Here is a 22,519-nt window from a genome sequence, read left to right as displayed (position 1 = left end):
GCCGGCGACGGTGCAGAGCGCAGCGATGAGGAGGAGCGGCGCTTGAGCAGGGGCAGTCAGTGAGAGTCGCGGTCACCGGGGCCAGCGGTGTACTCGGCCGCGGTCTCACCGCCCGACTGCTCAGTCAGGGCCACCAAGTCGTGGGAATCGCCCGGCGCCGGCCGCAAAGCTGGTCCAGTGCCGCGGATTTCATCGAGGCCGACATCCGGGATGCGGGCGCGGTCAAACGCGGCATAACCGGAGCGGACGTCGTCGCGCATCTCGCGTGGGCACGCTGCCCCGGACCCGACGAACGTATCGGTCACGAGGTCAACGTCGGCGGCAGCCGCAACGTCCTGGAAGCGATGGCCGAAACCGGTACCAGGCGCATCGTTTTCGCCTCGTCCGCGCACGTCTATGGCCGGGCCGACGCGCCGAAGACCGAACAGGATCCGATGGTTCCGGTGTGGGCCAACGGCGTGCACCAGGCCCGCGTCGAGGATTTACTCGCCGCAACGGATGCCGAATGGGTCGCGATTCGCTCGGCGCTCGTCGTCGGCCGCAACGTGGACAACTGGGTGCGCGCGCTGCTGGCGTCGCCCGCGTACCCCGACCGGTCCAGCGATCGGCGTCTGCAAGTCGTCCACCTCGACGACGCGCTTCGGCTGTTCACCCGCGCCGTCGTGGACACCGGCATCACCGACGGCCCAGTCAATCTCGCCGTCGAAGGAGAGCAGACTTTCCGCCGCATCGCTGCCGCGCTCGGACGCCCGATCGTCTCGCTGCGCGGCCCGTTGCGGGCTTGGGGACGAGACGGCGAGCTGGAGTGGGTGCGAAGTGCGCCGCTGATGGATACCGCACGGCTACGCCAGCAGTGGGGATTCCGGCCGGCATGGAGCTGCGCCGAATCTATCGAGGACTTCGCCCTGGCGGTACGCGGTCGCATCGCGCTGGGCTCCAGGGTGGTCTCGCTGCCGTGGCGGCTGGCCAATGTCGCGGACCTGCCCGCCGTCGATGCGGCGGCCGACGACGGGGAGACCCCGAAACTAGCCGGACCACCAGGAGATAACGGCGAGTTCGACACCCCGATCGACCCGCGTTTTCCAACCTTCTTGGCCACCAATCTGTCCGAGGCGCTGCCGGGTCCGTTTTCGCCGGCGTCGGCATCGGCGACCGTTCGCGGGTTGCGTGCCGGGGGCGCCGTCATTGCCGAGCGGCTGCGGCCCGGCGGCATGGTCCAGCGCGAAATCGCCATGCGCACCGTCGCGGTGTTCGGCCACCGGTTGTACGGGGCGATCACCTCGGCGCACTTCATGGCCGAAACCGTGCCGTTCGCCAAGCCGTCGATGATCGTCAGCAAGAGCGGGTTCTTCGGCCCCAGCATGGCCTCGCTGCCGGTTTTCGGCGAGCGCAGCCCAGTCGAAACTGGTTGGACCCGAAGGCAATTGCGCAACGCGCGGAATATCGGGGTGTTCGGTGTCAACCTGGTGGGCCTGAGCTCCGGTGCCGGCCGTGACACCGAAAACTTCATCGCCGACGTCGATCGGCTGGAACGACTGGCCGACGATGTGACCCAACTCGACGATCGGCGGCTGCTGAGCCTGATCGTGTTGGCCCGCGACCTCGTCGTGCACGGGTGGGTGCTGGCTTCGGCGTCATTCATGCTGTGCGCCGCGTTCAACGTACTGCTTCGCGGCCTGTCTGGCCGGGACACTTCACCGGCCGCGGGGCCGGAATTGGTCAGTGCGCGATCGGTCGAGGCCATGCAGCGGTTGGTGGTTGCCGCGCAGCGTGATCCGAACGTGGTTCGGCTGTTGAGCGAACCGGGGGAGCGGCTGGACAAGCTGGCCGTCGACGCTCCGGAATTTCACGCCGCGGTGCTGGCCGAGCTGGCGTTGATCGGCCACCGGGGGCCCGCGGAGCTCGAGATGCTGTCCAGCAGCTACGCCGACGACCCGGAGCTGTTGGTCCGCATGGTGGCCAGGGCGATGAGCGCACCCGCCGCGCCGCAGCCGCCGCAGCCGCGGATTCCGTTGCGGGCCAAGCCGGTAGCGTTGCTGACCGCACGTCAACTGCGCGACCGGGAAGCTCGCCGCGACAAGGTGGTGCGGGCCAACTGGGTGCTGCGCGGTCTGCTGCGCGCCTACGGGCGCAGGCTGGTCGACGCCGGTCTCTGCGACTCCGCCGACGATGTGTTCTACCTGCTGGTCGACGAACTCGAGGCCCCGCCCACCGACATCAGGGGTCTGGTGGCACGGCGCCGGGCCGAGCGGCGCCGGCTGGCCGCCGTCACGCCGCCGACGGTATTCAGCGGACGCTGGGAGCCGGTGACCAGGTCGGGGCCGACGCTTTCCAGTGGAGACACCCTGCACGGCGTCGGCGTGTGCGGGGGACGGGTGCGCGGCCGGGTGCGCATCGTGCGGCCCGAGACGATCGACGACCTGCAGCCCGGCGAGATCCTTGTCGCCGAGGTCACCGACGTCGGGTACACCGCGGCGTTCTGCTACGCCGCGGCGGTCGTGACCGAACTCGGCGGCCCGATGTCACACGCCGCCGTGGTGGCCCGCGAATTCGGATTCCCTTGCGTGGTGGACGTTCATGGTGCTACCACATCATTGCCGGCGGGCGCGCTGATCGAGGTCGACGGCGCTAGCGGCGAGATTCGTGTGCTGGAAACTCGAGGATGAGGTCATCGTGTGCAGAGTCATTCAGTTCTCCACCGGAAACGTAGGCCGACATTCGCTGCGGGCGATCATCGGCCGGCCAGATCTCGAACTGGTCGGAGTGCACGCCGCCAGTGCTGAGAAGATCGGCTAGGACGCGGCGCAGCTGTGTGGACTGGACGAACCAACCGGCATCATCGCTACCGACGATATCGATGCGCTGGTGAACCTCGGTGCCGACTGCGTGGTTTACACCTCGCAGGGCGAGACGCGACCGACGGAAGCGATCGAACAGATGGCGAAGTTCCTCGCGGCCGGCACCAATGTCGTCGGCACATCGATGGTCTGGTTGGTCGCGCCGCGCCACGCCGAAGACTGGCTGCGGGTGCACGTTGGAACGTGCCTGTGCCGCCGGCAACACCTCGCTCTATGTCAGCGGTATCGACCCCGGCTTCTCCGGCGATACGCTCGTGGACGCGGCAGTCAGCCTGACCACTCGGGTCGAATCGATCACCGTGCAGGAGATCTTCGACTATGGGAACTACGACGACGCCGAGTTCACCGGCGCGGCAATGGGTTTCGGGACAACAGCAGACGACGATTCGCCGATGATGTTCCTGCCCGGGGTGATCGTGGCGATGTGGGGTGGCCAGGTCCGCAGCCTGGCGGACAAGCTCGATATCAAGCTGGACGACGTCCGCCAGCGTGTCGAGCGCTGGTTCACGCCCGAGCGCATCGTCTGCACCATGATGACGATAGAGCCGGGGCAGATGGCTGCGGTGCGTTTCGTCACCGAGGGTGTGCGCGACGGCAACCCGGTGATCACCCTCGAGCACGTCACCCGGCTGACCGCCGCCGCACCCGACTGGGAATTCCCGCCCGTGGGTCACACCGGTGTCCACCGTGTTGTGGTGGAGGGCGAACCGCGGGTGGAGATCAACACGCACGTGTCCCACCCGATGCTGGATTCCACTGACGCAGGGTGCATCTCGACCGCGGGCCGGGCGGTGAATGCGATCGATTGGGTGTGTCGCGCACCGCAGGGATTGATCGCAGTGGAAGACATCCCGTTGTCCGCGACGATGCGCGGCGTGATGTGGCGGCAGCGTTAAGGTTTACAGCGGCCAATTGGTCGGCTCGATGGCGCGGAAAGCCGCCGCCGGGGGAAGCGGCCGTCGCTCACTGGTTGAAATCGCGTCGAGCACCAGGGCAACGTAACGTCGCCAGCCGTCGCTGGCCGGCTCCATCGTCGACAGCACGCTGTACAACATCCCGATCAGGCGCAGCAGATCCGCGGCCACCAGATCTTCGCGGATGACGCCGTCTTGCTGACCACGGACGACCAGTTCGTTGAGCGCCCCGGTCAGCGAGTCGGAGATATCGGCGGTCAACGAGCCCGCCCGCTGGGCAGCGATCAACAGGTTCTGCTCGCGAGAGCCCAGCGCAATCGCGGCTTCGAACAGCTGAGTGAGGCCGTACAGCGCGTCTTCACATCGGCGAGCTTCCGCGATGACCGGAGTGAGGTCTTCTGCGATGCCCTGATCTAGCGCCGCCCGGATCAGGTCGGCCTTGGCGGGAAACCGGCGATAGAGCGTTCGTTCACCGACTCCGGCCCGGGCTGCGACCACCTCCACCGGCGCATCGGGACCCAACTCGCCGTAGACATCGCGGGCGGCCCGCAGGATCCGTGCAACGTTACGTGCCGCGTCTGCGCGCAATGTCCGGTCGGCAACCGCCGTCATCCTGACAGCTTAACTAACGGTTGACGGCCAGTCAGGGAGGTTCTACGCTCGTGCAAGTGGCAGCCATATGACACTTATGGGGAAACGCGGCCAATGTCAATCGCTTTCAAATCTTCCGAATCCGACCTTCCCGTCATACCCCTTCAGCGAGCAGCGGAATGCCCGCTTCACCCACCGGCAGAGTTCGCCAGCTGGCGTGACGAGCCCGGGCTGCGAAGGGTGATGTACCACGGCCAGCCCGCTTGGGTGGTGAGCCGATACGAGGACATCAGGGCAGCGCTGCTGGCCCCGCGACTGTCCGCGGACACCATCCCCGCCTTGCTGAAACCGGAGAGTCCGGACGGCACCGTGCCGGTAATGTTCGCCCGCGTCGACGACCCCGAACACAATCGACTGCGCCGAATGTTGTTCCGCGACTTCACGTTCCGGCGTTGCGAGTCGATGCGGCCACAAATTCAAGAATTGGTTGACGGCTTTCTCGACCAGATGATCGCTACCGGGCCGCCGTCCGATCTGGTGCACGACTTCGCCCTTCCGGTCCCGTCATTGGTGATTGCGCTGCTGTTGGGCGTACCGTCCGAGGACCTCGAACTGTTCCAGCGCAACTCGACGCTGGGATTACAGGTCGGCACATCCGATGAAGTCAGGGAGCAGGCCTTCGCGGAAATGTATGCCTACATCCAAGATCTGGTGGAACGGCGCGCGCACGGTCGCAGCGACGACATGATCAGTCGCCTGGTCACCGATTATGTCGCGACCGGTCAGCTCACCCGCGAAACGGCGGCGATGAACGGTGTGGTGATGATGCTTGCCGGCCACGAAACTAGCGCCAACATGATTTCGCTGGGAACCGTTGCGCTACTTGAGTATCCCGATGTCTACCAGCGTCTTGGCAGCACCGATGACCAGGCGCTGATCGCCAACATCGTCGAAGAGTTGATGCGCTACCTCAGTATCGTGCATAGCCAGGTGGACGCGGGTGGCGACCGAGGACTTCGTTCTGGGCGGTCAGTTGATCCACGCCGGCGACATGGTCTTGATGAACATACCCGCCGGAAACTGGGACGCGGACTTCGTCGACAACCCGCAGAAATTCGACGCCGAACGCAACACCCGCGGACATCTGGGTTTCGGGTACGGCGTGCACCAGTGCATCGGGCAAAACCTGGCCCGCGTGGAGATGCAGATCGCGTTTGCCACTTTGGCGCGACGGCTGCCGGGACTTAAATTGGTGGTCGCACCGAAGGAACTGAAGTTCAAACAAGCCGACATCTATGGCATGGAAGAACTTCCGGTCAGTTGGTGAGCCGGTTGCGTTTCGACGATCAGGTTGCCGTCGTCACCGGCGCCGGTGACGGTCTGGGCAAGCAGTACGCGTCACTGCTGGCGGCCCGCGGCGCACGCGTCGTCGTCAACGACATCGGTGGCTCGGTGACGGGGATGGCTCGAGCACCCAAGCGGCGCAGGCTGCCGCACTCGAGATTCGCGATAAGGGCGGTGAGGCCGTCGCGGACAGCCACAGCGTGACCAGTCCCCAAGGCGGACAAGCGATTATCGACACCGCGCTGGATGCTTGGGGCCGCGTCGACATCCTGATCAACAACGCGGGCATCGTCGGCGACGCGCCGTTCCAGGACATGACCGCCGAGCGGTTCGAGCCGCTGCTGGATGTGCATCTGCGAGGCGCGTTCCACGTCACCAGGCCGGCCTGGAAAGTCATGCGCGAGCAGGGATATGGGCGAATACTGAACACCACCTCGGCGGTCGGGCTGCTGGGCAACGCCGGCATGAGCAACTACGGCTCGGCCAAGACCGGGTTGCTGGGCTTCACCCGTGTGCTGGCCGCCGAGGGCGCCGACCACAACATCAAGGTCAACGTCGTCGCCCCGATCGCCTACACCCGGATGCTGACCCACTCGATCGACGGTGCCGCACTCCCGGCGGACGCGGCCGCGCAGGCGGTGCTGGACGAGCTGACGAACCAATACCTGAAAAAGCTGGATCCCGCGCTGGTGGCGCCGGTGGTGGCCTTCTTGACGCACCGGGATTGCCCGGTCACGGGGGAGGTCTATACCACTGGCGCGGGACATGTTTCGCGATTCTTCATCGGGCGGACCAAAGGCTTCTACAGTCCGGGGCTGTCGATCGAGGACGTGCGCGATCACCTGGCGCAGATCCGCGACGAAGCCGGGTACACGGTGCCCGGCGGACCGGCCGACGAGATGGCCGAGCTGTTCGCGACCCTCACGGCCTCTTGACCGCTCTCAGCAGCCGAACGCGATTCCGATGCCGTCGGGCGGCGGCACCGACCGCAGGCAGCCGAACTGCTGGATGCCGGCGCCGCTGAACCGTGCGGCCGACTGGTGGGCGTAGTTCACGCAGAACAGGCCGGCTTGGTCGGCGCGACAGCGGTAGTCGTCGTAGGCCAGCGTGTCGCCGGCCGCCAACTCGGGCCCGTTGCCGTTGACGAACGGACCCGGGTCGGCGCGGGCCGCCCCGACCTGCAGGTTCGTCCCGTCGAAGGTGACCCACCCGCCTTTCCATTGGCCGTAGGCCGTGTCGGGCCGGGGCGGGGGATCGGCCAGATCGACCAGACAGGTCAGCGTGCCGCCGGTGTGCGCGGAATCCGTCGTGCACGCGACTTTGGCGGCCGGGACGGCAAACGCGACGTCGTTGCCGAGCTGCGTGGCGACCCCGTCGCGGCTGGCCGTGTGATAGCGGGCCGGATCGACGGGATGACCTGCCTCGATCCACGCGATGACAGCGGAGATCGGCGCACCGGCGGCCGGAGGTTTACCGCCCGGTGTGGCCGTGGTGGTCGGGGAGTAACCCGACACCGCGGTCGTGTTCGCCGGCTGGCCGCCGTTGCCGTGCGAGCATCCGGCAACCAGCACCGTGAGTGTGACCAACGCGGCGGTGCGCATCTCGACAGGCTAACCGTCACACCGCGGAATTGGTCGCTCCGCGCACCCTACCTACGCGGTGTCGGTTACCGTCGCCGTATGCACGAGCGCACCATCCGCGCACGCACCGCCGACGGCATCGTCGAAGGCTTCACCCGCGACGGCGTCAACCGCTGGCGCTCCATTCCCTACGCCCGGCCGCCGGTCGGGCGGCTGCGCTTCAAGGCGCCGCAGCCGGCGCGGCCCTGGTCGGGTCTGCGTCATTGCCACGGATTCACCAACTGTGCTCCCCAGCAGCGCCGCTACACGATGCTCGGAATCGGCCGATACCAGCCGATGAGCGAGGACTGCCTCACCCTCAACGTCGTCACACCGGAAGCCGGCCACGACGAACCGCTGCCGGTCATGGTCTTCATCCACGGCGGCGGTTACATCATGGGCAGTTCGGCGATCCCGTTGTACGACGGCGCCGCGTTGGTCCGCCGCGGGTGCGTGTACGTGTCGGTCAACTACTGGCTGGGTGCGCTGGGCTGCCTCGACCTGTCGTCATTGTCCACCGCCGACATCACCATCGACAGCAACCTGTACCTGCGCGACCTGGTGCTGGCGTTGCAGTGGATTCGGCAGAACATCGCGGAATTCAGCGGCGACCCCGGCAATGTCACCATCTTCGGCGAGAGCGCCGGGGCGTGCATCACCGCCGCGGTGTTGGCCGTCCCGGCCGCCGAAGGCCTGTTCGCCCGATCTCGGAAAGTCCCGCGTCGGGGCTGGTGCGGTCGAAGGAGATTTCGGCCCAGTTCGCGACGCGATTCGCCAACCTACTTGGCGCGCGTCCCGAGGATGCCGCCGACGCGCTGATGCGGGCGCCCGCGGCCCAACTCGTCGAGGCCCAGCACCGGCTGATCGACGACGGCATGAAAAACCGGCTGGGTGCCTTTCCTATCGGCCCGGTGATCGGCGACGACTGCCTGCCCGAAGACCCGGTCGAGGCGATGCAGCACGGTCGGGCGCAGCGGGTGCCGCTGATCGTCGGCACCAACGCCGCCGAAGGCCGGTTGTTCACCCGCTTCCTGAAGATGTTGCCCACCAATCAGTCGATGATCGAGGAGCTCCTGGCCGACGTGGAACCGGCCGCCCGCGAACGCATTACCGCCGCCTACCCGGGCTATCCGTCGTCCTCGGCGTGCATCCAGCTCGGCGGTGACTTCGCCTTCAGCTCGGCGGCCTGGCAGCTCGCCGAGGCGCATAGCGGGCACGCGCCCACCTACCTGTATCGCTACGACTACGCGCCGCGGATGCTGCGCTGGTCGGGCCTGGGCGCCACGCATGCCACCGAGTTGCTGGCGGTCTTCGATGTCTACCGCACCCGGCTCGGCGGGTTGTTGACGGCGGCGGCCGATCAGCGCGCCGCGCTTCGGGTCAGCAACCAGGTGCAACGCCGTTGGCGAGCGTTCAGCCGCAGCGGAGTCCCCGGTGACGACTGGCCCGCCTACAGCGTCGAGGACCGCGCGGTGATGGTCTTCGACCGCAACAGCCGCATCGAATTCGATCCGCATCCGCATTGCCGGATGGCCTGGGCGGGCTTCTCATTGGCGCAGTGACCTGGCACGCTAAACCGTCAGCGAAAACTCGGCAGAGGATGTCAATGGAGACAAAGCCAGTCGAACGACCCAGTGATCTCACGGCTTCGTGGCTGACCACCGCGATCGGCGCGGGCGAGGTTGCCGATTTCGAAACCGAGCGCATCGGCACCGGCCGGATGAGCGAGTGCTACCGCGTACGGCTCACCTACTCCGAAGCCGGCACGGGCCCCGAGTCGGTGGTCCTGAAGGTCGCGGCCAGCGATCCGGTGAGTCGGCAAACCGGGTTGGCACTGGGGCTTTACGAGCGTGAGGTTCGCTTCTACGGCGACATCGCGCCGCGGTTGGGCGGCCCGATTGCGCCGTGCTACCACGCCGCGATCGACACCTCGACGGGCGTGTTCGATCTGCTGCTCGGCGACGCCGTCCCGGCGGTCGTCGGCAACGAAATCGCCGGGGCCACAGTCGAACAGGCCACCATCGGGGTGGTCGATCTGGAGCGGCTGCACGGCCCGCTGCTCGGCGACGCGTCGCTGGCCGAGGCGCCGTGGCTCAATTGCGATTCTCTGCTCAACCAGGCCATGGTCGCCCCGCTCTACGCCGGCTTCCTCGACCGCTACGGCGACCAGATCGCCCCGGCGCACCGGATGGTGTGCGAACGCCTGGTGGGCGCGTTCGATGCCTATCTGGCCGCCGAAACGGAACGCAACCAGATCCGGGGCCTCGTCCACGGCGACTACCGGCTAGACAACATGCTGTTCGGCACCGACGGAGCCGACCGCCCGTTGACCGTCGTCGACTGGCAGACCGTCTCCTGGGGCCGCGCCGTTCACCGACCTGGCCTACTTTCTCGGCTGCGCACTGTCGACGGAGGACCGCCGGGCACACTACGACACGTTGCTGCGGGCCTATCACGAGGCGCTCGGTCCGCGGGCGCCGATCACCTTCGCCGATGTCACCGAAGGTGTTCGCCGCCAAAGCTTTTTAGGTGTGTTGATGGCGATCGTGTCCTCGATGCTGGTGGAACGCACCGAGCGCGGCGACCAGCTGTTCATGACGATGCTGCAACGGCACTGCGATCATGTGCTCGATACCGACGCGCTGGTCACGCTGCCCAACGCGGTGGCGCCGGAACCGCTGCGGCCAACCGGCGACGATGAGCGCGCGCACGCCCCGACCGACGAACCACTGTGGAGTGAGAGCTGGTACGCCGACTTCGTCGATGCGGCACAGGGAATCGGCGGCTGGTTCCGGATCGGTATGGTCGCCAACCAGCGGGTGGCCTGGGTTCAGGCGCTGCTGTGCGGGCCCGACGTCCCGACGGTGGCCGTGCTGGATTACCACGTTCCGCTGCCCGATGACCCGTGGGCATTGCGCACCGATGCCTTCGAAATCGCCCACGCCGCAATCGCTTCGCTGCAAACTATCGGGTCGACGTGCGGGCGAAAGCTCAGTCCTACCCGGACCCGTCGGCGCTGCTGCGCGGCGAAGCGGGAACACCGGTCGACATGACGATGCATCTGGTGTGGACCACCGACGGCACACCCTACCAGTACCGGGTCACGACGCGGTACGAAATCCCATGCACGGTAGCGGGAACCGTTACCGCCAGTGACGCCACCTACCGGATGGATTCCGTGGCGGGCCAACGAGATCACTCGTGGGGTGTACGCGACTGGTGGTCCATCGACTGGATGTGGAGCGCGCTGCACCTGAGCGACGGCACGCACCTGCACGGGTTGGACATCAACATCCCGAACGTTCCGCCCATCGGCATCGGCTACATCCAGGACCCCGCCCACCACGTCACCGAACTGCACACCGTGACCAACCCACGCGCCTTCGCCGACAACGGTTACCGCTCAATATGACCTTGAGCCTGGAACCGGGCGGGCTTCGCGGCGAGGTGGACATCCGCGGCCACGCGCCGGTGCTGCTGACCGGGCCGGACGGGCAGGTCAGCGAGTTCGCCCGCGCCTGGGTCAGCATCGACACCGGACGGCCGCACCGGCGTCGGCTGGATGGAATGGAACCGCAACCTCACCCGTCAGACCTAGGTGCGGTGCCGACCGCGGCGGCGTCACCCGTCGTGGTGATGGGTGTGTCCGGATCCGGCGAGTCGACGGTGGGTTACGCACTCGCACAACGATTGCGGGTACCGTTCGTCGACGCCGACAGTCTGCATCCGCCGGCCAACGTCGCCAAAATGGCTGCCGGGCAACCGCTCGACGACGACGAGCGGCGTCCATGGCTGCACAGGGTCGGGGAGTGGCTGGCCGATCACCGCTATGGCGGGATGGCGAGTTGCTCGGCGCTCAAACGCGCCTACCGCGACCAGTTGCGTGCCCACTGCCCGGGCGTCGAATTCCTGTACCTGCGCGGCTCACCGGAGCTGATCGGCGCGCGGTTGGCGGCCGGGTCCGGCCACTTCATGCCGGCCGCATTGCTGCGGTCGCAATTCGACGCATTGGAGCTGCTGGGCGCCGACGAATCCGGAATCACCGTCGACATCGACCAAGGTGTCGACGCCATCGTCGACACCTTCGGTTCGGGCTAGAGGCGATCACCACGGGCGCTTGCGGCGCTTCTTGGGCTGCGCGCCGACGCGTCCACGCGCGGTGTCGGCCCATTGGCTGCCGTGCGTGCGAGCGGTTTCGGCGAGCTCCTCACCACGTTCCTAGGCCGTGCTGGCCAGCTCCTCACCACGCTTGTGCGCCTTCTTGGCCAGCGGTCCGGCCTTCTCGGCCGCCTCGTCCGCCAGCTTTTCGCTGCGCTTGCGCGCCTTTTCGGCCCGCTCGGCCAGCTCGTCGGCGAATTTCTCGCCGCGCTTGCGGGCCTTTTCCGCCAGCGGCGCACCCCGTTCGGCGGCGGTGCTGGCAAGTTCGCGACACCGGTCGAGGGCGGCCTCGGCATACGGCGCGCCGCGCTCGGCGGCGGTGCTGGCCAATTCGCGGCTGCGTTCGGCGCCCACCTGCAGCCCGTGCGCGATTCGTTCGCCGAGTTCGCCGAAGTCCGTGTCGAACAACGTGTCGTCGGATCCGGGTAATGCCGAGGACACCCTGTCGGAGAGCCGCTCGGCTGCCTTGCGGCCGCGCCATCCCAGCGACGGTTTGCCCGCCGTATCGGCGGACGCGATCATCAAGCCGCCGACCAGGCTCAGGTCTTTCAGGAACTCGCGGCGACGCTCGGCTTTGCGCTCCGGGTCGGTCTCGTTCCAGAAGGAGTAGCTGCCGAAGTTGGCCGGCAGCACCGTCAGCGCCAGGATCGCCGAGGCGACACGCGGCGTTTTTCCGGTGGCCAGCAATAGCCCACCCCCGATCTGAACACCGGCGGTTATCTGGGCGAACGTTTGGGGGTTGGTCGGCACCTTGCTGGCTACCTGATCCGGCAACGCCTGCAGGCCGTCCACCGCGGGCGCTGCGGCCTCCGCAGCCGCCTTGGGATTGAGCAGGATTCAACTCCTTGGCCGATAAAGGCAACCGACAACAGCGGACGTGCGATTCTGCGGATCACCATGGCAGGGGGGTTACCCGGCGAATCGGCAAACAAACCAACCCGCTCATCACCGCAGCTGACGGATATGGTGGAGGGCGTGCGGGCGTTGATCATCGTCGACGTGCAAAACGACTTTTGCGCGGGCGGCTCGCTGCCCGTCCCCGACGGCGCCGGGGTCGCCGGCGCGATCAACGACTACCTGGCCCGCGAGCCCGGCTACCACCACGTCGTGGCGACCAAGGACTTCCACATCGACCCGGGCGGCCATTTCTCCGACCATCCGGACTATTCGTCGTCGTGGCCGCCGCACTGCGTCGCCGGAACCACCGGAGCGGAATTTCGTCCCGACCTCGACACCCGGCCCATCGAGGCGGTGTTCTACAAGGGCAAGCACGCCGCGGCCTACAGCGGCTTCGAGGGCGCGGACGAGAACGGGACCCCACTGCTCGAGTGGTTGCGGCAGCGGGGCGTCGACGAGGTCGACGTCGTCGGCCTCGCCACCGATCACTGCGTCAAGCGGACGGCCGAGGACGCGGCACGCAACGGCCTGAGCACCCGGGTGCTGGTCGGCCTCACCGCGGCGGTGGACCCGAGTTCCGTCGCGCAAGCTCTGGCCGAGATGCGAAGTGCCGGAGTCGAATTGGTCGAGGCTGCCTAATGGTGGTGCCACTGGATCGAGAGTCCCTGCTGGCGGCGGTGGAGCGGTCGCCACAGGCCGCGGCCGCGCACGACCGCGCCGGATGGGTGGGACTGTTCACCGACGACGGCCGCATCGAAGACCCGGTCGGTGCACGGCCACACCACGGCCGGGTGCAGATCGGGAACTTCTACGACACCTTCATCGGCCCGCGCGACATCAAGTTCCATCGCGATCTCGACATCGTCTTCGGCACCGCCGTGCTGCGCGACCTCGAACTCGAAGTGTCGATGGGTGCAACCGCAACGATGTATATCCCCGCGTTTCTGCGCTACGACCTTCGAGAATTGAACGGGCAGTGGCAGATTGCCCGGCTGCGGGCGTACTGGGAGCTGCCCGCGATGATGCTGCAGTTCCTGCGGACCGGATCGTCGGCTGTGTCACCCGCCGTGGCTTTGTCGCGAGATTTGCTGAGCAACCAAGGGCTGCGGGGAACCGCGGGCTTCCTAAGCGGCTTTCGCCGGGTGGGTGCGCGGCATCGACGGCTGGTGCAGACATTCCTCGGCGCCGTTTCGCGCGGTGACACGTCGGCTGCTGCGCACGCATTATCACCTTCTGCCGCAATCACTTTAGGTGACAAAGATCCGCTCGACGTCGCTGAACTCGCGGCGGAACTCAACGGGGTGACCTGGAGCAAGACGATTGGCGCGGGGTCCACCGTCACCGTCTCGCTCAACTCACCGCACGGGCGCGGCATCATGTTCGCCGACGTGGCGTGGCGGGGCAAGGCGATCAACCACATCCATTACTTTCCCGCCTGACTGGCCGAGACGGAGGCGAACGATGACTGTGATACGAACCATTGGTGTTGGGCTGGCGCTCGCCATGTTGCTGACCGTCACGGCAAGGTGTGGCAAAGACGAAAAGTCGTCGTCTCCGCCATCGAGTGCGCCGTCCGCGGGGACCGCGCCCCTGGCCGACTACACTAACTTGCTGATCTCGGCCAGTGACATCGGCGCCGACACCACATTGGGTCCGCCGCAACAGAATCCCGGCGGTCTCGCCGGCGCAAAGGTCACCTTCAGCAACACCTCCAAGACTCACACGATCGACGACCTGCTGATCGTTTACACCGACCCGGCCGCGGCCGCCCAGGGCGCCAAGAGGCCGCGGCCGCGATACCCAACGCCGGCAGACCCATCAGCCCGGCAACCAGGCCGACAGCCCCGGCCAGCTTCGTCAGCCCCAGCGCCGGTAGCCACGACCGCGGCACCCCACCTCGGCCGAGTTTGCCAGGACGAATTTGGCGGGGATCAGGTCGGCGACGGCGATCCCGCCGGTAACGATCACGGTGATCACGGTGACCACTAAGGATGCAGTGTGCATTCGAATCACTTCCTTTTCCTGTTGCGGTGCAGCTCTTTCCGCGGCGGCGAGCCGCGTGGCTGCTGCGCGCACGGCGGCGCACAATCGGTAGGGTCATGGTGCTGGTCCCTTTGGTGCAGGGAGTTCGATCGATGCGGTCGTCTTTTTGACGACTCCCGCGCGGAAAAGGTGACCCATGAACGCAACCGGAAATCTGGTGGACCTCGCCGACTTAGCGCAGCGGTTCGATGCCGACCGTCAGCACTTGCGGGCCGTGGCGTTCCGCCTGCTCGGCTCGATCCCGGATGCCGACGACGCCGTGCAGTCCGCGTGGTTGAAGGCCAGCCGTGCGGACGGCATCGGCGAGATCGCCAACCTGACGGGTTGGTTCACGACGATCACCGCGCACGAGGCGTTCGACCAGCTTCGGGCGCGCAAGCACCGGGCCGAGCAACCGGTGGCCGACGTGGCAGAATTCGACCGGCTGGCAGCCACCGCCCCCGCGGACGAGGACGCGCTGCTGGCCGACTCGGTGGGCAGCGCGATGCTGGTCGTGCTTGATCGCCTCTCACCCGCGCAACGTGTCGCCTTCGTCCTGCACGACGTTTTCGCCATGCCCTTCGAGACGATTGGCGAGGTGCTGGACCGGTCACCGGCGGCCGCGAAGAAGCTGGCCAGTCGGGCCCGCGCGCGATTGCACGGCGGGTCGCCCGCCCGGCCTGGCCCGCCGGACCGGCACCTCGAGATCGCGGAGGCGTTCCTGGCGGCCTCGCGCGGCGGCGATATCGCCGCGTTGCTCGAGCTGCTGGCCCCCGAGGTGGTGCGCAGGGTCGATCGCGCGTTGGTTCCCGCGGACGTGGCGGCCGAGGTGCGTGGCGCCCGCGAGGTCGCCGAGGAGACACGTCGATTCGCCCGGCGCGCCCGGGCCGGCGTCGTGCTGCTGATCGACGGCGCTCCCGGCATCGTGATCGCGCCGCACGGGCGCGCGCAGATCCTGTTGCGGCTCGGCATCGGCGCCGACAACCGCATTCACGTGATCGACATCACCGGCGACGCGGCGCAGCTGCGCCGGGCGGTTTTCGCGTTACCGGGGTGGCCGTCTCAGGCAGATTCCAGACCCATCAGGTACCAAGGACATGGGACACGGCCGGTGGGGTCGTCGGAGACGGGGCGAGAACGGGAGCCGGATGCTCGATAAGCCGTTCGGGCGGCGCAGCTTGATGCGGGGTGCCGGCGCGCTCACCGCGGCGGCACTGGCGCCGTGGGCCGGCGGTTGTGCTTCCGATGACGACGCGGTGACGTTCTTCTTCGCCGCCAACCCGGACGAGGCCGCCGCCCGCCTGCGCGTCGTCGACGAATTCCAGCGCCGCCACCCCGACATCAAGGTTCGGGCGGTGCGGTCCGGGCCGGGCGTGATGCAGCAGTTGTCCACGTTCTGCGCGGGTGGCAAGTGTCCCGATGTGCTGCAGACCTGGGAGCTGAGCTATGCCGAGTTGGCCGCGCGGGGAGTGCTGCTGGACCTGAACGACTACTTGGCTCGCGACCACGACTTCGCCGCCCAGTTGAAGGCGGACAGCGTCGGGTCGCTGTATGACACGTTCGCATTCAACGGGGCACAATCCGCATTTCCGGAGCAATGGTCCGGAAATTACTTGTTCTACAACACGCGGCTCTTCGCGGACGTGGGTGTGGCGCCCCCGTCGGCGGGCTGGGACAAACCGTGGACTTTCACCGAATTCCTGGACACCGCCAAGGCGTTGACCAAACGAAACCGATCCGGGCGGGTCACGCAGTGGGGTTTCGTCAACACTTTCGTCTCGTACTACTCGGCGGGATTGTTCGCGATGAACAACGGCGTACCGTGGGCGACGCCGCGGCGCAATCCGACCCACTTCAACTTCGATAACCCGGCGTTGATGGAGGCGGTGCAGTTTTACGCAGACCTGTCGAACAAGCACCGGGTCGCGCCCAATGCGTCCGAGGTGCAGTCGATGTCGACACCCGACCTGTTCGCCGCGGGCAAGGCGGCGATCGCGCTGGGCGGTCACTGGCGATACCAAACCTTCATCAGCGCCGAGGAATTGGAATTCGATGTCGCTCCGCTGCCGGTGGGGCCGTCGCTGCCCGGCGGGCAGCCCGCCCGCTCCAACATCGGCACTACCGGGCTGTCCATCTCGGCGAGCAGCCGGCATAAGGACCAGGCCTGGCAATTCGTCAAGTTCGCCTGCGGTCCCATCGGTCAGGCGATCATCGCCGAATCCTGCCTGTTCGTACCGGTGTTGCGGTCGGTGCTGGCCTCGGCGGGATTCGCCAACGCCCATCAGCGGATTCGCAACCTCAGGGTGCTCACCGACGGGCCGTCCCATTCCGAAGGCTTGCCGGTGACCCCGGCGTGGGAAAAGGTCGTTGCGCTGATGGACCGCAACATGGGGCCCGTCTTGCGTGGCGCGCGCCCCGCGACATCGCTGACCGAGTTGTCGGTCGCAGTTGACGAGGTGCTGCGCAGCCCATGACGAAGCCCATGACCACGGTGGACAAATCAGCCGTGCTCAGCACGGCCCCCGCGAAACGCCGTCCCCAGGGACCCTATCCGTCCCGGCGGCGCGCGTGGGCCGGGCGCCTGTTCGTCGCGCCGAACCTGACCGCGGTCGCGGTGTTCATGTTGTTTCCGCTCGGGTTCTCGCTGTACATGAGCTTTCAGCAGTGGGACGTGTTCAGGCCACCAAAGTTCGTGGGGCTGGCGAACTTCGCGGACCTGTTCACGACCGACCCGTTGTTTCTGATCGCGATCCGCAACACCATCGTGTTCACCCTCGGAACGGTGATACCCACCGTCGCCATCAGTCTCGTCGTCGCGGCCGTGCTCAAACGGAAAGCCAAGGGCATAGCCGTTGTTCGCACCATCGTCTTCATGCCGCTGGCGATCTCGTCGGTGGTGCTGGCGGCCGTCTGGCAGTTCGTCTTCAACACCGACAACGGGTTGCTCAACATCATGCTCGGCTGGGTGGGCCTGGGGCCGGTGCCGTGGCTGGTCGATCCGAACTGGGCGATGGCCTCGCTGTGCATGCTCGCGGTGTGGCGCAGTGTGCCATTCGCGACCATCATCCTGGTGGCGGCGATGCAAGGAGTGCCGCAAACCGTTTACGAGGCAGCCAGAATCGACGGCGCGGGGGAGATACGGCAGTTCTGGTCGATCACGGTGCCGCTGATCCGCGGCGCGGTGTCGTTTGTCGTCGTGATCTCGATCATCCACGCGTTCCAGGCGTTCGACATGGTCTATGTGCTCAACGGTTCCAACGGCGGGCCGGAGACGGCGACCTACGTGCTCGGGATCATGCTGTTCCAGCACGCTTTCTGGTTCCTGGAGTTCGGGTACGCGTCGGCGCTGGCGTGGGTGATGTTCGCGATTTTGCTGGTATTGACGATTGTGCAGCTGCGGCTGACGCACCGGCGATCGTGGGAGGCTTCGCGTGGCCTTAGCTGAGAAAGTGTTCAAGCGCAGTGTTTTTCGCGCCGTGGTCCTCTACACCGCGCTGATCGCGATCGCCTGGTGCTGGCTTTTCCCGGTTGCCTGGGCGGTGTCGGGCTCGCTGAAGAGGGAGGGCGAGATCAGCGAGCCCAATTTGCTGCCGTCGCACCCGCGGTGGTCGAACTATGCCGAGGTGTTCAACGTGATGCCGTTCTGGCGAATGTTTTTCAACACCGTGCTGTACGCCGGATGCGTGACCGCCGGACAGGTCTTCTTCTGCTCGCTGGCCGGATATGCCTTCGCGCGGCTGCAATTCCGCGGCCGCGACACGCTCTTCGTGTTGTACTTGGGGACGCTGATGGTGCCGCTGACCGTGACGGTGATTCCACAGTTCATCCTGATGCGGGCGGCGGGATGGGTCGATACCCCCTGGGCGATGATCGTGCCCGGCTTGTTCGGCAGCGCGTTCGGCACGTACCTGATGCGGCAGTTCTTCCAAACGCTGCCGGGCGATCTCGAGGAGGCCGCGATTCTCGACGGTTGCTCGCCGTGGCAGATCTACTGGCGGATTCTGTTGCCCCATGCCAGACCCGCCGTGATGGTGCTTGCGGTGCTCACCTGGGTCAACGTCTGGAATGACTTTCTGTGGCCGCTGTTGATGATTCAGCGCAACAGCCTGGCCACGCTGACCCTCGGCCTGGTGCGGTTGCGGGGGGAGTATGTCGCGCGCTGGCCGATCATCATGGCCGCGTCGATCATGATCATGGTGCCGTTGGTGATCATCTATGCGGTCGCGCAGCGTTCCTTTGTGCGCGGCATCGCCGTGACCGGGCTGGGTCGGTGAGCCGTGGCGTCGGTGAGTTGGGAGCAGGCGAACCGATACTTCCCGGGGGCGGAACGTCCCGCCCTGGATGGACTCGACTTGTCGGTCGGTGACGGCGAGTTCGTCGTTCTGGTCGGACCGTCGGGATGTGGCAAGACGACCTCGCTGCGGATGGTGGCGGGGCTGGAGACGCTGGACGCCGGGCGTGTCCGCATCGGCGAGCGGGACGTGACCCATCTCGATCCCAAGGACCGCGACGTGGCGATGGTGTTCCAGAACTACGCGCTGTACCCGCATATGACGGTGGCGCAGAACATGGGTTTCGCGTTGAAGATCGCGAAGACCCCGAAGGCAGAGATCACCGACCGAATTCTCACCGCGGCGAAATTGCTGGATCTGGAACCATATCTGGACCGCAAACCCAAGGACCTCTCCGGCGGGCAACGTCAGCGGGTGGCGATGGGACGCGCGATCGTGCGGCGCCCGCAGGTATTCCTGATGGATGAGCCGCTGTCGAATCTCGACGCCAAACTGCGGGTGCAAACGCGCAACCAGATCGCCGCGTTGCAGCGGCGGCTTCAGACCACGACGGTGTACGTCACCCACGACCAGGTCGAGGCGATGACCATGGGAGATCGCGTGGCGGTGCTACGCGACGGCGTACTGCAGCAGTTCGCGGCGCCGCGCGAGCTCTACCGCAATCCCGCCAATGTGTTCGTGGCCGGATTCATCGGATCGCCCGCGATGAACTTGTTCCGGCTGCCGATCGTGGATTCCACTGTGTCGTTGGGTGATTGGCCGATCCAGCTACCGCGCGGCATTGCCGACAGGACGAGTGAGATCGTGGTAGGCGTCCGTCCGGAGCACTTCGAATTGGGCGGCCTTGGTGTCGAGATGGAGGTCGACGTCGTCGAGGAGCTCGGTGCCGACGCCTATCTGTACGGCCGAATCACCGACTCCGCGAAGGCAATCGACCAAGACGTCGTCGCCCGTGCCGACGGGCGCAATCCGCCGCAGAATGGCAGTCGGGTGCGGCTGCATCCGGAACCCGGGCACGTGCATTTCTTCGGCGTCGACGGCGAGCGACTCTCATGAGCACCGAACGCGTCGATCTGGTCTGTCAGGGCGGTGGCATCCGGGGTATCGGGCTGGTCGGAGCGGTAGACGCGCTGGTCGCGGCCGGTTATCGGTTTCCGCGGGTCGCCGGGACGAGCGCGGGTGCGATCGTCGCGTCGCTGGTGGCCGCCCTGCAGGCCGCCGGCCAACCACTGACCCGGCTCGCCGAGATCATGCGCTCGCTGGACTACCGAAAGTTCTTGGACCGCAACCTGCTCGGCCACCTACCGCTGATCGGTGGCGGACTGTCGCTGCTGGTATCGGACGGCGTCTATCGGGGCGCCTATCTCGAGCACCTGCTGGCCGGCCTGCTCGAGGACCTCGGAGTGCGGACCTTCGGTGATTTGCGCACCGGCGAGGAACCCGAACAGTTTGCCTGGTCGCTCGTCGTCACCGCCAGCGATCTGTCCCGTCGCCGGCTGGTGCGCATCCCGTGGGATCTGGACTCCTACGGGATCGACCCGAACGAATTCTCGGTGGCACGCGCGGTGCACGCCTCGGCGGCGATTCCCTACGTGTTCGAGCCGGTGCGGGTGGCCGGCGCCACGTGGGTCGACGGCGGGCTGTTGTCGAGCTTTCCCGTGGCGCTGTTCGACCGGCCCCAGCCTCGGTGGCCGACGTTCGGGATCCGGCTGTCGGCGCGCCCGGGCATTCCACCCACCCATCCGGTGCGCGGTCCGGTTTCGTTGGGCATCGCCGCGATCGAGATGTTGGTCAGCAATCAGGACAAGGCCTACATCGACGACCCCTGCACCGTGCGGCGCACCATCTTCGTGCCCGCCGACGAGGTGAGCCCGATCGACTTCGACATCACCGCCGACCAGCGCGACGCGCTCTACCAACGCGGACTGGTCGCCGGCCGGGAGTTCTTGAAAAGCTGGAACTACGCCGACTATCTGGCGGCCTGCGGTGGGCCGGTCGCGCCGGACTAGTGCCGCGTGCGCCGCATCGCATCGAGTCGTTGCTCGACGCGCTCGATGTCGTCGAGTGACGGCATCGCGTTGGTGATCCGAAAGATCGCGACTCCGATGTCGACGGCGCTGACCGGAGCCGTTCGCGGGGCTATGAATTCGCTTGTGATGGAGGCGACTTCGTCGTCGGTTACTTGGCGGGGCAACAGCGCCGCGAGCGGCAGATAGCCAGTTTTGGGCATCTCGGTCGGGTAACCGGCGCGCAGAAACGCGACAGCCCTCGACACCAAATCGGCCAGCCCCATGACTCCACCTCATCAACTGCGGCGCGTAAGCGCTCCAAGTAAGGTATCACTAAGCGCGATGTTTGTCGGTAAGGCAACGCGATCTTTACGCCACTCGCCGTATCCCTGCTGTTTACCGGCGCGTCCTCGAGACTTAATCCATTGCGACCCGCCGCGGCGTGTCGTCGCAACCGGTTACGTGTCGCGGCGAACCGAACGCCCACGGGCGTGCCGATCACGGATTTCGGCGGTGCGCGTTCCTAGGATTGCCGCGTGATGGAACGCTACGGAACCGACGTGCTGGCCGCCGGCCGGCGCCAGCGCCGCTCCACCGAACACCCGGCTGACCTCGGCCTCGTCGTCGAAGATGTGGAGACCGGCTATGTGGGAGCGGTGGTTCGGGTCGAGTACGGACGCGTCGAGCTGGAGGACCGGCGCGGTCGTGTCCGTGGCTTTCCGCTGGGGCCGGGCTACCTGCTGGAGGGCCGTCCGGTGATCCTCACCGCGCCGCGCCGCGCGGCACCGGCCGCTGCCAACCGCACGGCCTCGGGTTCCGTCGCGGTCCCGGGTGCACGTGCCCGGGTTGCGCGGGCCAGCCGGATCTACGTCGAGGGCCGTCACGATGCGGGACTGATTGCGCAGGTCTGGGACGAGGATCTGCGCATCGAGGGCGTCGTCGTCGAGCATCTCGGTGGCGTCGACGACCTGGTGGGCATCGTGGCGGAGTTCGCTCCCGGCCCTGGTCGCCGGCTTGGCGTGCTGGTCGATCACCTGGTCGCGGGGTCCAAAGAGTCGCGCATCGCCGAGGCCGTGCGACGGGGGCCGGGAGCGAACTCCGCCACGCTCGTCGTCGGCCACCCGTATGTCGACATCTGGCAGGCGGTGAAGCCACAGCGGCTCGGCCTAACGGCCTGGCCCGACGTGCCACGGTCCATCGACTGGAAGCACGGTGCGTGCCAGGCGCTGCGGTTGCCGCACGCCAGCCAGGCCGACATCGCGAGGGCGTGGCAGCGTATCCGGTCGGGGGTGCGCGACTGGAACGATCTGGAACCTGCGCTGATCAGCAAGGTCGAAGAACTCACCGATTTCGTGACCGAGCCAGGCCACTGACGTCGTTCGACCGGGCGGGCAGCGCCAGCGCCGCCGAGCAGAGCAGAACCGTGCCCAGCGCAATCACGTTGAGGATGGCGTCGCGCGGGCCGTACATGTGCAGCATCCTCAGGTGATAGATCAGGTGCAGCAGGTTAAACGTCGTCCAGCTCACCGCGGTGACCATCCGCAGCGTCCGATTCGAGAGACAGACCAGCGCCAGCGCACCCAGTGCGGTCAGGGCCAGGTACATGCCGCCGACGGCCGCGACCAGATGCTCGTTGTACGGGCCGAGGGCGGGAAGCCACCGCATACCCATGCCGGGAAAGGTGTTGTACCAGTTCAGCGGGGCGAAATAGGCCCAGCAGCCGACGCACGCGCCGCTGAGCGTCAGCACGAGCAGGCAAACGCGGAAAAGGATGGGGTTCATGCCCGTTATGACGGCGCACCGACGCCAGGTGTG

Annotated in this window: 15 protein-coding genes and 7 pseudogenes; 16 read left to right on the top strand and 6 right to left on the bottom strand. The window is 66.7% G+C overall.

What is annotated here, in order from left to right:
• Positions 1–59: 59 nt before the first annotated feature.
• Positions 60–2,666 (top strand): sugar epimerase family protein, encoded by a 2,607-nt coding sequence (locus T428_RS0108510; RefSeq protein ID WP_025736140.1) that lies wholly within the window; start codon positions 60–62, stop codon positions 2,664–2,666.
• Between the two features lie 7 nt (positions 2,667–2,673).
• A pseudogene (locus T428_RS26625) lies at positions 2,674–3,754 on the top strand (NAD(P)H-dependent amine dehydrogenase family protein).
• Between the two features lie 3 nt (positions 3,755–3,757).
• Here T428_RS26625 and T428_RS0108500 read toward each other — a convergent pair.
• The gene (locus T428_RS0108500) at positions 3,758–4,384 is read right to left on the bottom strand and encodes a TetR/AcrR family transcriptional regulator (protein ID WP_025736139.1); all 627 of its coding nucleotides are present in this window, start codon (positions 4,382–4,384) and stop codon (positions 3,758–3,760) included.
• Between the two features lie 93 nt (positions 4,385–4,477).
• Between T428_RS0108500 and T428_RS26620 the strand changes: the two are divergent.
• Both T428_RS26620 and T428_RS26615 read left to right on the top strand, forming a co-directional pair.
• Positions 4,478–5,690: pseudogene (locus T428_RS26620) on the top strand (cytochrome P450).
• Positions 5,687–6,642 (top strand): annotated as a pseudogene (locus T428_RS26615) (SDR family NAD(P)-dependent oxidoreductase). The pseudogenes T428_RS26620 and T428_RS26615 overlap by 4 nt, the downstream one beginning before the upstream one ends.
• A gap of 6 nt (positions 6,643–6,648) precedes the next feature.
• On the opposite strand, the gene T428_RS0108470 reads toward T428_RS26615, so the two are convergent.
• A complete protein-coding gene (locus tag T428_RS0108470; protein ID WP_025736135.1) occupies positions 6,649–7,308 on the bottom strand; it encodes a hypothetical protein in 660 nt (219 codons plus the stop codon).
• Positions 7,309–7,386: 78 nt separating this feature from the next.
• Between T428_RS0108470 and T428_RS26610 the strand changes: the two are divergent.
• The 3 genes and pseudogenes from T428_RS26610 to T428_RS0108445 all read left to right on the top strand — a co-directional run bounded on the left by T428_RS26610 (position 7,387) and on the right by T428_RS0108445 (position 11,424).
• A pseudogene (locus tag T428_RS26610) lies at positions 7,387–8,888 on the top strand (carboxylesterase/lipase family protein).
• Positions 8,889–8,926: 38 nt separating this feature from the next.
• A pseudogene (locus T428_RS26605) lies at positions 8,927–10,924 on the top strand (DUF7064 domain-containing protein).
• Positions 10,894–11,424 (top strand): gluconokinase, encoded by a 531-nt coding sequence (locus T428_RS0108445; RefSeq protein ID WP_051465168.1) that lies wholly within the window; start codon positions 10,894–10,896, stop codon positions 11,422–11,424. Before T428_RS26605 ends, T428_RS0108445 begins: the two are co-directional and overlap by 31 nt.
• 6 nt (positions 11,425–11,430) lie before the next feature.
• On the opposite strand, the pseudogene T428_RS26600 reads toward T428_RS0108445, so the two are convergent.
• Positions 11,431–12,383, bottom strand: a pseudogene (locus T428_RS26600) (DoxX family protein).
• Positions 12,384–12,459: 76 nt separating this feature from the next.
• On the opposite strand from T428_RS26600, the gene pncA reads away from it, so the two are divergent.
• Positions 12,460–13,020, top strand: a complete 561-nt coding sequence (gene pncA / locus T428_RS0108435) for a pyrazinamidase PncA (RefSeq protein ID WP_025736130.1) — start codon at positions 12,460–12,462, stop codon at positions 13,018–13,020.
• A complete protein-coding gene (locus tag T428_RS0108430; RefSeq protein ID WP_036467553.1) occupies positions 13,020–13,820 on the top strand; it encodes a ketosteroid isomerase family protein in 801 nt (266 codons plus the stop codon). The genes pncA and T428_RS0108430 overlap by 1 nt, the downstream gene beginning before the upstream one ends.
• A 344-nt stretch (positions 13,821–14,164) precedes the next feature.
• Here the strand turns inward: T428_RS0108430 and T428_RS31845 are convergent.
• Positions 14,165–14,385, bottom strand: a pseudogene (locus tag T428_RS31845) (DoxX family protein); the annotation flags it as partial.
• A gap of 175 nt (positions 14,386–14,560) precedes the next feature.
• On the opposite strand from T428_RS31845, the gene T428_RS0108415 reads away from it, so the two are divergent.
• Genes T428_RS0108415 through T428_RS0108390 form a run of 6 tightly spaced genes read left to right on the top strand, consistent with a single transcriptional unit; the run spans position 14,561 to position 20,704 of the window.
• Positions 14,561–15,562, top strand: coding sequence for a sigma-70 family RNA polymerase sigma factor (locus T428_RS0108415; RefSeq protein WP_025736128.1), 1,002 nt, complete (start codon positions 14,561–14,563; stop codon positions 15,560–15,562).
• Entirely contained in the window at positions 15,552–16,877 is a 1,326-nt protein-coding gene (locus T428_RS0108410; protein ID WP_025736127.1) for an ABC transporter substrate-binding protein, read from the top strand. The genes T428_RS0108415 and T428_RS0108410 overlap by 11 nt, the downstream gene beginning before the upstream one ends.
• Before the next feature lie 8 nt (positions 16,878–16,885).
• A complete protein-coding gene (locus T428_RS0108405; RefSeq protein ID WP_025736126.1) occupies positions 16,886–17,848 on the top strand; it encodes a carbohydrate ABC transporter permease in 963 nt (320 codons plus the stop codon).
• Positions 17,835–18,677, top strand: coding sequence for a carbohydrate ABC transporter permease (locus tag T428_RS0108400; protein ID WP_025736125.1), 843 nt, complete (start codon positions 17,835–17,837; stop codon positions 18,675–18,677). The genes T428_RS0108405 and T428_RS0108400 overlap by 14 nt, the downstream gene beginning before the upstream one ends.
• 3 nt (positions 18,678–18,680) lie before the next feature.
• Positions 18,681–19,751, top strand: a complete 1,071-nt coding sequence (locus tag T428_RS0108395; RefSeq protein WP_025736124.1) for an ABC transporter ATP-binding protein — start codon at positions 18,681–18,683, stop codon at positions 19,749–19,751.
• A complete protein-coding gene (locus T428_RS0108390) occupies positions 19,748–20,704 on the top strand; it encodes a patatin-like phospholipase family protein (RefSeq protein WP_025736123.1) in 957 nt (318 codons plus the stop codon). Before T428_RS0108395 ends, T428_RS0108390 begins: the two co-directional genes overlap by 4 nt.
• On the opposite strand, the gene T428_RS0108385 is transcribed toward T428_RS0108390, so the two are convergent.
• Positions 20,701–20,988, bottom strand: coding sequence for a DUF3349 domain-containing protein (locus tag T428_RS0108385; RefSeq protein ID WP_025736122.1), 288 nt, complete (start codon positions 20,986–20,988; stop codon positions 20,701–20,703). The genes T428_RS0108390 and T428_RS0108385 overlap by 4 nt on opposite strands.
• A 252-nt stretch (positions 20,989–21,240) precedes the next feature.
• Here T428_RS0108385 and T428_RS0108380 point away from each other — a divergent pair, with 252 nt between their 5' ends.
• Positions 21,241–22,077 (top strand): DUF3097 family protein, encoded by an 837-nt coding sequence (locus tag T428_RS0108380; protein ID WP_025736121.1) that lies wholly within the window; start codon positions 21,241–21,243, stop codon positions 22,075–22,077.
• Here T428_RS0108380 and T428_RS0108375 read toward each other — a convergent pair.
• Positions 22,046–22,486: a hypothetical protein gene (locus tag T428_RS0108375; RefSeq protein ID WP_025736120.1), complete on the bottom strand. Its 441-nt coding sequence runs from the start codon at positions 22,484–22,486 to the stop codon at positions 22,046–22,048. The two genes, T428_RS0108380 and T428_RS0108375, sit on opposite strands and share 32 nt — an antisense overlap.
• Positions 22,487–22,519: the final 33 nt, after the last annotated feature.

Source organism: Mycobacterium genavense ATCC 51234 (genome assembly GCF_000526915.1).
GTDB lineage: Bacteria > Actinomycetota > Actinomycetes > Mycobacteriales > Mycobacteriaceae > Mycobacterium > Mycobacterium genavense.
This window is presented reverse-complemented; position numbering and strand designations above follow the sequence as displayed.